Raw genomic sequence first — 14,936 nt, 5'->3', positions numbered from 1 at the left:
AAATAGGACTATGAAATTAAATGCGATATCTCTTTATTTCTTTATATCAGTAATCTGCTTTTCGTGCAAACAAAAAACACCTAGTCGTGGTTTAATCACACAAAAAGCGATGGTCGTCTCGGCAAGAGTTGAAGCCTCTCAAATTGGTAGTGATATCCTCCAACAAGGTGGCAACGCCTTTGACGCTATGATTGCCACGCAATTAGCACTAGCAGTAGCTTATCCTTATGCAGGAAATATTGGCGGTGGCGGATTCATGGTTTATCGTGAAAATAACGGTACTATTGGCAGTCTTGATTTTAGAGAAAAAGCACCTTTGGCTGCTACGAAAGACATGTATTTAGACAGTTTGGGGAATGTGATTCCAGATTTAAGTACCCGTGGTGCGTTGGCTGTTGGTGTACCTGGTTCTGTTGCCGCTATTTTTGCGGTGCATGAAAAATTTGGTAGCCTACCCATAGAAGCCCTTATAAAACCCGTTATTGAACTGGCAAAACGCGGTGTGATAGTCACTAAAAAGCAAGAAATAAGAACAGCAGAAAAGCAGGAAGATTTTAAACTCGCCAATAAAGACACCATTCTATTTGTAAAAAACTGGAAAGCAAATGACACGATTAAATATCCAGAATTAGCAGAAACCTTAACACGTATTATGCAAAATGGAAAGGATGAGTTTTACAGAGGAAAAACAGCAGAAATATTAGTCAAGTTCATTCAAGATAACGGGGGTGTTCTAAGCTTGGAAGATTTAGCCACGTACGCTGTTAAATGGAGAGAACCTGTGACTTTTGAGTATGACGGACTAAAAATTATTTCTATAGCACCACCTTCTAGCGGTGGTATTGCATTAGCACAGATCATGAAATCGGTTGCAGCTTTTGATTTATCAAAATTGGGTCATAATTCTGTAAAAACCATCCAAGTTTTAGCTGAAGCCGAGCGTCGTGCTTATGCAGATAGAAGCTATTATTTAGGTGATCCAGATTTTATAACTGTCCCTCAAAAAGAATTGATAAGTGATGACTATTTAAAAAACCGCATGGCTGATTTTTCTTTTGAGAAGGCAACGCCCTCTAGTAAAGTATCCCATGGAAAAGTTGGTATTGTAGAAAGTGATGAAACCACTCACTACTCTATTGTAGATCAATTTGGAAATGCGATTGCAGTAACGACGACATTGAACAGCGGATTTGGCTCTAAGTTATTCTCTTCAGAATTGGGTTTCTTTTTAAATAATGAAATGGACGATTTTAGCAGTAAGCCTGGCGTACCAAATTTTTATGGCTTAATTGGTGCTGAAGCCAATGCCATTCTCCCCGAAAAACGCATGTTAAGCTCAATGACACCCACAATTATAGAAAAAGACGGCAAATTACTAATGAGTGTTGGAACACCTGGTGGCTCAACGATTATCACCTCTGTATTACAAACCATTTTAAATGTTCACGCGTTTGATATGACCATGCAAGAGGCTGTTAACGCACCTCGTTTTCATCACCAATGGTTGCCAGATGAAATTAGAATGGAACCGAATGCTTTTTCAAAAGAAATCATTAAAGAACTAGAGCAAAAAGGTTATACTATAAATGAAGAACGCTCGCCAGTAATTGGTAACGTAGATGGTGTTTTAGTATTACCAGATGGCACACTCGAAGGTGGCGCAGATTATCGTGGGGATGATGCTGCTGTTGGTTTTTGATACTATCTGTAAATGCTAGCACTATTAACCTGGCACTCTTTTTATGCATAACTAAAGATGAATTCTAAGTTAAAAGCGTATTTATCATTGTTCTAACACAACGATAAAGAAGGTCGAAACATGCTAAAATAAGGCTTTTACCTTTCCGTATTCAACTAAAAAAAAGCGGAATCCACCCTAACTAAAATAGGAAAGGAATTTCTTAATTGTATCTTTACAGTCAAATATAAAAAGTATTCTCCTTTTTTTAAGTAGTGGTGTCAGATGAAATACTGGTAGTGAGGTGATATTCTAAATTAAAAGGAATACGTCCTGATTTATAGGGTTGGAAAACAATTAGATTCCTGGCATTGAGGAATAACAATACAATATATGAGCAAAAAAAAGAAATGGACACTTAAAAGAATCCTAAAAATTATAGGAGGAATTATTATATTCTTTACACTACCTACTTTACTACTTTACGGTTTCCTGTATTTTAAATACAATGAACCGTTACCAAAAGGAACTGAAGGAAAAGAAGCTGACGTCTTAGCTGTTAAAATGTTAAATGCTTTAGATTACGACGCTTATAAAGCAACCGATTATATAGCATGGACCTTTAAAAAACGCCATCATTTTAAATGGAATAAAACCGAGAACACCTGTGAAGTCTATTGGAAAAACTACAAAGTACTTTTAGATTTAAATAACCAGTCAAAAAGCGTCGCGTTTGAAGAGGACATAAAAATTGAAGCAGAAAAGCAACAAGAAACCATAAAAAAAGCTATCGCCTATTTTAATAACGATTCCTTTTGGCTTGTAGCCCCTTACAAAGTTTTTGACAACGGCGTAAAACGTTCTTTAGTAACACTTAAAAATGGTGAGAAAGCCTTATTGGTGACGTATACCTCTGGTGGCTCTACGCCTGGAGATTCTTACTTATGGCATTTAGATGAAACAGGAAAACCGACTAGTTTTCAAATGTGGGTCGCTATTTTACCCATCGATGGTTTGAAAGCCACATGGAATAATTGGACCACTACTAAAACCGGAGCGATACTGCCGACGTTTCATAAGTTGCTAATTTTGGGACTGGAAATTGAGGATATAGAAAGCGCTCAGTCACAATAAACAGACTAAAAACTGAGACTGGACAGAGTTATAAACCTATTTAGACTTCTGCCCTACAAAATACTGTGCCTTCAATTTAAACAATACATTAAAGGTTGTTAAACTCCCATAAATACGGGTGATATACTGTTGCAAATCAATCTTTTCGTTTTCTTCAAGATTACTGGCATTGATTTTTTGCTCCATCACACGTAAACGGTCGCGAACCATTGTGATTTTGTGAAAAAAATCGTCAATCTTTATCTCTTTACCTTGTAAATTAGTATCCTCTGGTTCCAAAATAAGTTTACCACCTTTCCATTTATCTGCAATATGGACCACTTCAGTTACGTCACTGTATTTCTTTAAAATGCGCACCAAACTGCTTTCAATATCAAAAAAGCTTACGGTATCTACCTCGTTTTCTGCTGCTTCAATGATTTCAATGGGTTCGTTTAAGGGAATGGTTTCTAATCCTTTTTCAATAAAGGTTACCCAATAGTGCTGATTATCAACATTAGTCACTACTCCCTTTCCGTAATCTTTGTGGCTAATTCTTGAGCCTATTCCTAGTATTTTCATGGTTTTGTCATTCCTGCCTGAACAGGACGCTTTTAGAGGTTAAACGTGTTTGCTATAGTTTTTAAATAAATCGCCTTAGAGGCATACAAAATACTAAAATATAAAATAAAAATCCTGATTCCGAAATTACTCAACGTTGTTCTTTAAAGAATCACTATTAAGAAAACCCTAACGAATTCCATTTCAAATTAATATCCTAAAAGCGTATCTTCGCAAATCTGTCTAAAAAGACAAAGATTTCACTATTGCTATGACAAATTTCGAAGAAAATATAGAAGTTCTTGGTGCCAGAGTGCACAATCTTAAAAATATAGATGTCACCATTCCGCGTGAAAAGCTGGTTGTTATTACTGGCTTGTCAGGTAGTGGTAAATCTTCACTGGCTTTTGATACGATTTATGCTGAAGGTCAACGACGTTATATAGAAACCTTTTCGGCCTATGCCAGACAATTTTTAGGCGGCTTAGAACGGCCAGATGTCGATAAAATAGATGGTTTATCACCAGTAATTGCCATCGAGCAGAAAACCACTAGCAAATCGCCCCGATCTACAGTGGGAACCATTACCGAAATTTATGATTTCTTAAGATTACTTTATGCCAGAGCAAGTGACGCCTACAGTTATAATACTGGAGAGAAAATGGTGAGCTACAGCGATGAGCAAATTAAAGAACTTATTATTCAAGATTTTAAAGGTAAGCGGATTACTGTTTTATCGCCTGCTGTACGCTCTCGAAAAGGGCACTATCGCGAACTCTTTGAACAAATAGGAAAACAAGGTTTTGTAAAAGTGCGCACAGATGGTGAGATTGTAGACATCACCAAGGGCATGAAACTGGATCGTTACAAGAATCATGACATCGAAATTGTAATCGACAGACTTAAAATTGACGACACAACAAAAAATGACAAACGTTTAGACGAAACGATTAATACCGCCATGTATCATGGTGACGATATATTAATGGTCATAGAGCAAGACTCACAAGAAGCACGCTATTTTAGTAGGAGTTTAATGTGTGCCGCTTCGGGCATTTCTTACCCTAATCCAGAACCAAATAATTTTTCTTTTAACTCACCAAAAGGCGCTTGCGATTATTGCAATGGTATTGGGACTTTGTATCAGGTCAATGAAAAAAAAATCATTCCAGACGATTCTTTATCTATTAAAAATGGTGCATTAGCACCACACGGACCAGAAAAGAAGAGTTGGATTTTTAAACAGTTGGAATTGATTGCAGAGCGTTATAAATTTAAAATGACAGATGCCTACAAATCAATTCCTGCCGAAGCAAAGCAACTCATTTTATATGGTGGAAACGATAAGTTTTCAGTAGAAAGCAAAACGCTTGGTGTTACTAGAGACTACAAAATTGATTTCGAAGGGGTAGCTACCTTTATTGATAACCAATATAAAAATGCTGAATCTACTTCCCTACAACGCTGGGCGAAAGATTTTATGGACAAAGTAGAATGTCCAGTTTGCGAAGGTTCTCGCTTACGAAAAGAATCTTTATACTTTAAAGTAAACGGAAAAAACATCGCCGAATTAGCGAACAAAGACATTGTTGACTTAGCTGAATGGTTTGAGGATTTGCCTAAACACCTCTCTGAAAAACAATTAAAAATTGCTGAAGAAGTCATTAAAGAAATCAAAGCCAGATTACAGTTTTTAGTAGATGTTGGTTTAACTTATTTGTCCTTAAACCGAAGTTCAAAATCACTCTCTGGAGGCGAAGCACAACGCATTCGTTTAGCGACTCAAATTGGCTCACAACTCGTGGGTGTACTTTATATATTAGATGAACCTAGTATTGGTTTGCATCAACGCGATAATGAAAAGTTAATTAATTCCTTAATTGCGCTGCGAGATATTGGCAACTCGGTCATTGTTGTTGAGCACGATAAAGACATGATTGAGCGCGCCGATCATGTTATTGATATTGGTCCGAGAGCCGGAAAACACGGTGGAGAAATTATTAGTCAGGGCACACCCGAGCAGTTACTTAAGGAACATACACTTACTGCAGAATATTTAAATGGAAAAAGAGAAATTGAAGTGCCTAAAAAACGTCGTGAAGGAAACGGTAAGTTCATAGAATTAAAAGGCTGTACAGGCAACAACCTAAAAAACGTTTCGGTAAAAATACCATTGGGTAAAATGATTGGTATTACAGGTGTTTCAGGAAGTGGAAAGTCGACTTTAATCAATGAAACACTCTACCCTATTCTCAATGCCTATTATTTTAATGGTGTAAAAAAACCTATGCCTTACAAAAGCATCAAAGGCTTAGAACATTGCGATAAAGTTATTGATATAAACCAGTCGCCCATTGGCAGAACGCCTCGTAGTAATCCTGCGACATATACGGGAACATTTAATGAAATTAGAAGTTTATTTGCTAAAATTCCAGAAGCCATGATTCGTGGTTATAAACCTGGACGCTTTAGTTTTAATGTCGCTGGCGGTCGATGTGAAACCTGTAAAGGTGGAGGTTTACGTGTTATAGAAATGAATTTCCTCCCAGATGTCTATGTAGAATGTGAAACCTGCCAAGGCAAACGTTTTAATCGTGAAACTTTAGAGATTAGGTATAAAGGAAAAAGTATTAGCGATGTGCTAAACATGACTATGAATGAAGCTGTTTCGTTCTTTGAAAACATTCCTAAAATTCATAAAAAGCTCAAAACTATTGTAGATGTTGGGTTGGGTTACATAACACTTGGCCAACAAAGCACAACGCTTTCTGGCGGTGAAGCACAGCGCATAAAATTAGCTACAGAATTAAGTAAACGCGACACAGGAAACACGTTCTATATCTTAGATGAACCTACTACAGGCCTACATTTTGAAGACATACGCGTACTGATGATTGTACTCAATAAATTAGCAAATAAAGGTAATACAGTGGTGGTTATTGAACATAATTTAGACGTTATTAAAACAGTGGATCATATTATAGACATTGGCTATGAAGGTGGTAAAGGCGGTGGGGAAATAATTGTGGAAGGAACACCTGAAGCGGTTGCTAAACATAAAAAAAGCTATACAGCAAAGTTCTTAAAAAAGGAATTAAAGTAAGAATATCATTACAAAAACATTCCTTTTTGGTGCATTAACTATTAGTTTTAACTCTTAAACTTAAATTTTAATTATTAGCCATTTAATTGTCTATCTTAGATTTAATTAACCAATAAATTAAAAATTATGAGAAGTATTCTTTGGCTTATAGCTGTAGTATTAATTATTGTCTGGCTTCTAGGACTATTAGGAATTGTTCAAGGAATTGCAACAGGTGGATTAATCCACATACTTTTAGTTATTGCTGTGATAGTAATTTTATATAATATTATTAGCGGTCGTAAAGTATTATAATAAAACCAAAACATAAAAATTAAAAAGCAACCATTATCAGGTTGCTTTTTTTATTCTAATAATTTAGTTGTTAAATCACTATTTCTCTTAAATTTGTCTTTCTTAAATAGCAAGAGAACTAAACATATTATAATGAGAGAAGAACAACATCATAAAGGTTGGAATGAAAACAAAACAAACGATTCATGGGCAATCTTTAAGATTATGGGTGAGTTTGTTAACGGATTTGAAAAAATGAGTCAAATAGGGCCTTGTGTTTCTATTTTTGGATCTGCAAGAACTAAGCCAGATCATAAATATTATAAATTAGCAGAAAGCGTAGCAAAAAGTATTTGCGAAGCAGGTTATGGTGTTATTACTGGTGGCGGACCTGGCATCATGGAGGCTGGTAATAAAGGTGCTCATTTAGCTGGAGGAACTTCTGTTGGCCTAAATATTGATTTGCCATTCGAGCAACATGACAACCCGTATATTGATAGTGATAAGAGCTTAGACTTCGATTATTTCTTTGTTCGTAAAGTCATGTTTGTTAAATACTCTCAAGGGTTTGTAGTTATGCCTGGAGGATTTGGAACATTAGATGAACTTTTTGAAGCAATTACATTGATTCAAACTAATAAAATCGAAAAATTTCCAATAATCTTAGTCGGTAAAGACTTCTGGTCTGGATTAATAGATTGGATAAAAGAAACCATGTTAGATAAATTCACTAATGTGAGTCCTGGAGATCTGGATTTGGTTCATTTAGTAGATACTGAAGAAGAAGTTGTGTCAATATTAGATGCATTTTATAAAGAGTATGGATTGAGTCCTAACTTCTAAAAGTTAAACTCAAGTTAATCTCATACTATTGACTTCAATTTTCACGTTATTACTAAAAAAAGCGCTGTATACCCTTTGAAAAAGAATGACTTAATACATGTCCTATGCTTTATTTTTAGTGTTTCGGCCTTAAGCCAGAACAGTATTGATATTAAAGCTGATTTTGACGTGGAAAATAAAAGTATTGCTATTGATCAAACCATTCAATATTATAACGACAGTGATGAAACACAAACGTTTATTTATTTGAATGATTGGAGCAACAGTTATTCAACAAAAAACACACCTTTAGCAGAGCGATTTACCCAAGAATTTAAAAACACTTTCCATTTTGCAAAAAATGAAGACCGTGGATTTACGGCCATTACCTCAATACAATCTGAAGGTATTGATTTAAGCTTTGAAAGAGTAGACCAGCATCCTGATATTTTAAAAGTTAAGTTAAACAGCCCCTTTGTACCTAAAGGTTACTATACTTTAAGGTTAAAGTACACTGTACAAGTGCCTGATGATAAGTTTACCCGGTATGGTGTTGACGATTATGGTGACTATTTTTTGCGCTATTGGTATATTACTCCAACCGCTTTTGATGGTGAATGGCATTATTATAGCAACAAAGACTTAGACGATTCTTTTGTTCCCAAAGCAAATCTTTCTTTGGAAGTAACCTATCCAAAATCATATACTCTAATTAGTGAATTAGATGAAGTGTTCACAAAAGAAGTTAATAATAACAAAGTCATCACTTCCCTAGAAGGTAAAGACCGCGTGAACACCAAGTTATTTCTAAACAAGGTTAATCTTTACAAAACGGTAGAAACAGATTTTTTTACCATCCAGTCTAATATTGAAGAAGAAGGCTTAAAACCAGTAGATGTTGCAGTTATTTCAGACAGAGTTGCTGCATTTATTACGAAAAATCTCGGAAATTATCCTCACAAAAAAATCTTGCTCACGAAAATAGATTACAAAAAAGATCCTATTTATGGTTTAAACTTATTGCCTGACTTTGTAAGGCCGTTTTCAGATCATTTTCAATATGAATTAAAACTTTTAAAAACAACACTTCGCAACTATCTAGAAAACACATTACTCATTAATCCAAGAGAGGACCAATGGGTTTTAGATGGCATTCAAACCTATTATTTAATAAAATATATTGAAGAAAATTATCCTGACATGAAAATTGTGGGCAATCTAGCTAATGTATGGGGCATTAGAGCGTTTCATGCCGCTGACTTGAAATTCAATGATCAATATGGTTTTTTATACATGCATATGGCGCGTTCAAATTTAGACCAGCCCTTAAATATGCCTAAAGATTCGCTTCTTAAATTCAATAAAAATATCGCTAACAAATACAAAGCAGGAGTTGGCCTCAATTACTTAGATGCTTATGCCAATGGTGCCGAAATCAAAACCATTATTAATAAATTTTTAATAGATAACAAGTTAAAACCTACGTCTGCTTCTGCATTTGAAACCGCTGTAAAAACGCAGACTAAAAAAAATGTAGATTGGTTTTTTAAGGATTATGTGGGCTCAAGCAAAAAAATTGATTTCAAAATTAAAAAGATTGAAAAAACAGAAGATTCTTTAAGAGTGACTTTAAAAAATAAGTACAATCATGAAATGCCAGTCTCTTTATTTACCATGAAAGATGATACGGTAGTGTCAAAACAATGGATTGATGGTTTTAAAGGCTTTAAGACGGTTACAGTTCCAAGAGACAGCGCAGATAAATTAGTTTTAAATTATGATTCTAAGATTCCTGAGATCAATTTAAGAAATAACTGGAAATCAGTAGGTGGCTTCTTCGCAAATAATAAGCCACTTCAATTTAGACTCTTTAAAGATATAGAAGACCCTAATTATAGTCAGGTATTCTTTATGCCTGAATTTGATTATAATTTTTATGATGGCCTTTCTCCTGGTTTGAAACTTTATAATAAAACCTTATTATCTAAAAATTTTCTATACCGTATAAGCCCAAAATACGCTATTAAAAGCAAGCAAATTGTTGGTGGCGCTTCTGTAAGCTATGCAGACAGAAGGGACAACGTATCAAATTATTATACTAAATATGGTATTGGTGGATCATTCTACAATTACGCTCCAAACCTTTCCTACACTTCTTATACGCCTTATATTGATTTTAGATTTAGAAATCCAGAGGATTTGAGAGATAATAGAAAAAGTTACTTAAATCTTCGCTACGTAAATATTGACCGTGAAGTCGATTTAACAGGAGAATTTGAAACCGATGGAGAACCTAAATACAGTGTTTTTAATGTAAGATATGGCCAAAGCGACCCTAATTTAAAAAAATTCAGTTCGTGGTTTACTGACTTACAACTCGCGAAAAGGTTTGGAAAAATCTCTGGAACACTAGAATTAAGAACACTCACAGAAAATAACAGACAATATAATCTAAGATTGTTTGCTGGTGCTTTTCTATATAACAAAACCTATCAGGATACCGATTTTTTTAGTTTTGCTTTAGACAGACCAACAGACTACCTATTTGATTACAATTATCTTGGTCGCTCTGAAGAAGCAGGCGTGTTAAGTCAGCAATTAATTGTCTCAGAAGGTGGTTTTAAGTCTCAGTTAGAACCTGCTTTTGCAAATCAATGGATTACCACAGCGAATGCGAGTACCACTATTTGGCGTTATATAATGGCGTATGGCGATCTTGGTCTAGTGGCTAACAGAACCGAAAATCCTAAATTCGTTTATGATTCAGGGATTCGTTTAAATCTTGTAGAAGATTATTTTGAACTCTATCTACCCATTTACTCAAATAAAGGCTGGGAAATTGCACAACCAAACTACGATCAAAGCATTCGTTTTATAGTGACCCTATCTCCTAATACATTACTTAAATTATTTACACGACGTTGGTATTAGTTATTGAATTATTTCTAAGAAAAATTCAATAAACCCCATTTAATTACACTTTTAACGTATTAAGCTTTATTTAATTAAGAATTTAATAATTATTTAGGATTTAACGCTCTTGCAAGTCTCATCACTTTTATCTATTTTTGTCTCAAACACCTTATCATTATGCAAGCAAAATCCGACTTAAATAAAGAGCTCTCTTTCGAAGACTTTAAATCACAAGTTTTAAATGATTATAAGATTGCTGTAACCAGTCGGGAATGTAGTTTACTTGGTCGCCGAGAAGTATTAACCGGAAAAGCCAAGTTTGGTATTTTTGGTGATGGCAAAGAAGTGCCACAACTAGCCTGGGCGAAAGCCTTTAAGAATGGTGATTTCCGTTCAGGGTATTATCGTGATCAAACGTTTATGATGGCGATTGGAGAACTAACTATCGCGCAGTTTTTTTCAGGATTATATGCTAACACTGATCTCGCTTTAGAACCAATGTCTGGCGGACGACAAATGGGAGGCCATTTTTCTACCTTTAGTTTAGATGACAATGGAAACTGGAATAATCTTACAAAACAAAAAAATTCAAGTGCAGACATTTCACCTACTGCAGGTCAAATGCCTAGGTTACTAGGTTTAGCACAAGCTTCTAAAATTTATAGAAATGTAGAAGGTATTGATACCACAAAGTTCTCTGTAGAAGGTAACGAAATAGCCTGGGGAACGATAGGGAATGCCAGTACAAGTGAAGGTTTGTTTTTTGAAACTATAAATGCAGCTGGTGTTTTACAAGTGCCAATGGTTATTAGTGTTTGGGATGATGACTATGGTATCTCGGTACATGCTAGACACCAAACAACAAAAGAAAATATCTCTGAAATCCTAAGTGGTTTTCAAAGAGAAAATGGTAGTAGTGGATACGAAATTCTTCGTGTAAAAGGCTGGGATTATGTAGCACTTATTGAAACCTATCAAGAAGCTGAAAAAATAGCTAGAACAGAACATGTGCCGGTATTAATTCACGTTAATGAGTTAACACAACCACAAGGTCATTCGACTTCAGGGTCTCATGAACGTTATAAAAACAAAGAGCGGTTGTCTTGGGAAGCTGCAAACGACTGTAATGTAAAATTACGGGAGTGGATGATAGAAACCGGTATCTCTACAGATGAAGAATTAATAGAACTTGAAAAAAGCATCAAAAAAGCCGTTCGCGAAGGAAAAAAAGCGGCGTGGGATGCCTATTTAAATCCGCTTCTAAAAGAAAGAACTGAGGCCTCAAATATTATTACTCAAGTTGCTACATCTAGTAGCAACAAAGTATTTATCAATAAAATAAACAACGAGTTATTAGCAATAACTGAACCTAATCGTAAAGATGTGGCTTCTGCTTGTAGACGCGTGCTACGCTATGTCATTTCAGAGGAATCTTCAGCTAAAACACAATTATTGCAATGGATTGATGGTTTCTTCAATGCTGTACAACCAAAATACAGTTCACATTTACATAATGAAACGGCTTCGGCAGCGACCAATATAAAGGAAGTTAAACCGACTTACGACACTGAAAAAGAAGATGTTGACGGCCGCGTAGTATTACGTGATAATTTTGATAAAATTTTCAGTAAATATCCACAATCATTAATTTTTGGAGAAGACTCTGGTGCTATTGGTGATGTTAATCAAGGTTTAGAGGGCTTACAAGAAAAATATGGTGAGTTGCGCGTTTCTGATGTTGGCATTCGCGAAGCAACTATTTTAGGTCAAGGCATAGGTATGGCCATGCGGGGATTAAGACCAATTGCCGAAATTCAGTATTTAGACTACATAATGTATGCCTTGCAAATTATGAGTGATGATTTAGCAACGCTATTGTACAGAACTAAAGGACGTCAAAAAGCGCCCTTAATAATAAGAACTCGTGGTCACAGACTGGAAGGAATATGGCATTCTGGTTCTCAAATGGGTGGGGTTTTAAATCTTATTCGTGGTATTTATGTATTAGTCCCTAGAAACATGACTAAAGCTGCCGGTTTTTATAATACTTTATTAGAAAGTGATGAACCTGCTTTAGTTGTAGAATGTTTAAATGGCTATCGATTAAAAGAACCTAAACCTACTAACTTTGGCGAGTTCAAAACACCAATTGGTGTAGTAGAAACGCTAAAAGAAGGTCATGATATCACGTTACTATCTTATGGTTCAACACTTAGAATTGTGCATGATGTGGCTAAAGAATTACAACAAATAGGTATTGATGCTGAAGTAATTGATGCACAATCATTATTGCCTTTCGATTTAAATCACGATGTTGTAAAAAGCATCGCAAAAACAAATCGTTTGATGATTATAGATGAGGATGTCCCTGGAGGTGCTTCAGCCTATCTTTTAGATAAAGTTTTAAACGAACAAAATGCTTACGAGTACCTAGATAGCAAACCACTGACTTTAACCGCTAAAGCACACCGCCCAGCTTACGGTACAGATGGTGATTATTTTTCTAAACCCTCGGCTGAGGACATTTTTGAAGCAGTTTATGGTGTTATGCACGAAGTAAATCCTAAAGATTTTCCTAAATTGAGATAAAGTAATTATTGGCTTAAGTATTAACCAGAAGTTATTATGTAGGTTGCAGTATTCAATGCCAGAAAAACCATCATTAACTACTGTAAATAGCATTTTTAATTAAACTAACATACAAAACGATAAACGCTATTGTTGCAATTTTATAAATTAGGCACTTACATTTGTAAGTGCTTTTTTTATATCTTTAAATCAAATAAAAGAGAATGTTATCCAAACAAGATAAAGAACAATTACGCGGTACAATTTTTAGACATCTGGATGGTATAGCTACAGCAACAACGGCTTATGCATTGCATAAAAAGGGTGTTTTAGATGTGTTACTAAAAAATAAAACGACTACACTTAACGAACTTTCTGAAGCCTTTAACGCTAATGAAGGTTACTTAAACGTCGCCTTACGTGTATTATGCTCTCAAGGTTGGCTGGTTCAGCATTTGGATAACTCGGAGAATACGGTTAGTTATGAAATAAACGAAAAAAGTGAGCGTGCCTTTTCTTTAGCACCTCTTTATGAAGAAGCTGTAATGGTATTAAATCATGCCGTCAAGTTCCCAGAGGAACGCATTGGTAGTGATGCTTTTATTGTTTTAGATCGCATTTTTAAAAAATATAAAAATAATTTTGATATTGAGACCGCAGATGACCACTCTGTAGAGCACCAAATATTACAGCATATAGAAGGGTGTATTGTTGCTCCTATTGCCGTTTTACTGGGGGTTAATGGTCTATTTCATAAATATTTCATGGAAGCTTCTTTTTCTGCTGAAGAATACCACAAAGATCCTGAAAGCTTTAAAAAAATATTAGATTTTCTATCTTATTTAGGTTGGTTTAAAAAGAAAAATGGAACCTATCAATTTACAGAGGAAGGCTTGTTTTTTGCAAAACGTGCTTCAGCTTATGGAGTAACAGTGTCTTATTTACCAACATTTTTACAGTTAGACGCATTACTTTTTGGCAATCCGTTGGTTTTAAAAACAGATGAAGATGAAACGGAAAAACACGTACATAGAGAAATGAATGTCTGGGGAAGTGGTGGCGCACATTCAACCTATTTTAAAGTAATAGATCAGGTGATTATTAAACTCTTTAATAAACCTATTGATGAACAGCCAAAAGGGATTTTAGATATGGGTTGTGGTAATGGCGCGTTCATTCAACATATATTTGACGTCATCGAACACCAGACCCTTCGTGGAAAAGTACTAGAAGAACATCCGTTATTATTAGTTGGAGCCGATTTTAACAAAGCAGCACTAAAAGTAACCAGAGCTAATTTAATAAAAGCGGATATTTGGGCAAAAGTGATTTGGGGAGACATTGGAAGACCTGATTTATTAGCAAACGACCTCCGTGAAGATTATAATATAGAACTCAAAGATTTACTTAACGTTCGCACCTTTCTAGATCATAATCGCATTTGGGAAGCACCAAAACAACCAACCAACCGCATAAGTACATCCTCTGGAGCATTTGCCTACAAAGGGAAACGCATCAGTAATAATTTAGTGGAAGACTCCTTACTGGAACATCTTAAAAAATGGAAGCCTTATGTTGAACAATTTGGATTATTAATAATAGAACTCCATACGATACACCCAGAATTAACGGCAAAAAACATTGGGAATACAGCTGCTACAGCTTACGATGCAACTCATGGTTATAGCGATCAATATATTTTAGAAGTGGTGGTATTTAACAAAGTAGCCGAAGAAGCCGGATTAAAACCAGAAAAGAATTATTTTTCGAGATTTCCAGATAATGAACTAGCAACAGTCAGCGTGAATTTATTAAAAGGCTCATGAACAAATTAGGTGATTTAACAGGCAGAGATTAGTTAGCGCTTGTGCTTACCAAGCGCCCTAATGAAGGCGCTTCTATAGC

Annotated in this window: 9 protein-coding genes; 8 read left to right on the top strand and 1 reads right to left on the bottom strand. The window is 35.3% G+C overall.

The features are described 5' to 3' along the window. Positions 1–10 precede the first annotated feature (10 nt). Together ggt and GQ46_RS16775 are read left to right on the top strand one after the other, a co-directional pair. Complete coding sequence (gene ggt / locus GQ46_RS16780) at positions 11–1,699, top strand: gamma-glutamyltransferase (RefSeq protein WP_044404253.1); 1,689 nt, start codon at positions 11–13, stop codon at positions 1,697–1,699. 372 nt (positions 1,700–2,071) lie between these two features. Continuing rightward, positions 2,072–2,812 carry a hypothetical protein gene (locus tag GQ46_RS16775; protein ID WP_044404250.1) on the top strand — a complete coding sequence of 247 codons (741 nt, stop codon included), beginning with the start codon at positions 2,072–2,074 and terminating at the stop codon, positions 2,810–2,812. A gap of 36 nt (positions 2,813–2,848) precedes the next feature. Here GQ46_RS16775 and GQ46_RS16770 read toward each other — a convergent pair whose 3' ends face one another. After that, the gene (locus tag GQ46_RS16770) at positions 2,849–3,373 is read right to left on the bottom strand and encodes a hypothetical protein (protein ID WP_044404246.1); all 525 of its coding nucleotides are present in this window, start codon (positions 3,371–3,373) and stop codon (positions 2,849–2,851) included. Between the two features lie 250 nt (positions 3,374–3,623). Here GQ46_RS16770 and uvrA point away from each other — a divergent pair, with 250 nt between their 5' ends. The 6 genes from uvrA (at position 3,624) to GQ46_RS16740 (ending at position 14,857) form a co-directional block, all read left to right on the top strand. Further along, entirely contained in the window at positions 3,624–6,455 is a 2,832-nt protein-coding gene (gene uvrA, locus GQ46_RS16765) for an excinuclease ABC subunit UvrA (protein WP_044404242.1), read from the top strand. 126 nt (positions 6,456–6,581) lie between these two features. Then, the gene (locus tag GQ46_RS17825; RefSeq protein ID WP_044404240.1) at positions 6,582–6,749 is read left to right on the top strand and encodes a lmo0937 family membrane protein; all 168 of its coding nucleotides are present in this window, start codon (positions 6,582–6,584) and stop codon (positions 6,747–6,749) included. A 132-nt stretch (positions 6,750–6,881) separates the two neighbouring features. After that, positions 6,882–7,571 carry a TIGR00730 family Rossman fold protein gene (locus tag GQ46_RS16755; protein ID WP_044404237.1) on the top strand — a complete coding sequence of 230 codons (690 nt, stop codon included), beginning with the start codon at positions 6,882–6,884 and terminating at the stop codon, positions 7,569–7,571. A 75-nt stretch (positions 7,572–7,646) separates the two neighbouring features. Next, entirely contained in the window at positions 7,647–10,481 is a 2,835-nt protein-coding gene (locus GQ46_RS16750; protein WP_044404234.1) for a metalloprotease, read from the top strand. A gap of 159 nt (positions 10,482–10,640) precedes the next feature. Then, a complete protein-coding gene (locus tag GQ46_RS16745; RefSeq protein WP_044404232.1) occupies positions 10,641–13,052 on the top strand; it encodes a thiamine pyrophosphate-dependent enzyme in 2,412 nt (803 codons plus the stop codon). Between the two features lie 203 nt (positions 13,053–13,255). Then, on the top strand, positions 13,256–14,857 hold the full coding sequence (locus tag GQ46_RS16740; protein ID WP_044404230.1) for a class I SAM-dependent methyltransferase: 1,602 nt from the start codon (positions 13,256–13,258) through the stop codon (positions 14,855–14,857). Positions 14,858–14,936: the final 79 nt, after the last annotated feature.

The organism is Lacinutrix sp. Hel_I_90 (genome assembly GCF_000934685.1).
GTDB lineage: Bacteria > Bacteroidota > Bacteroidia > Flavobacteriales > Flavobacteriaceae > Lacinutrix.
Note: the sequence above shows the minus strand (reverse complement) of the source record. Positions and strands in the feature narration are given on the sequence as shown.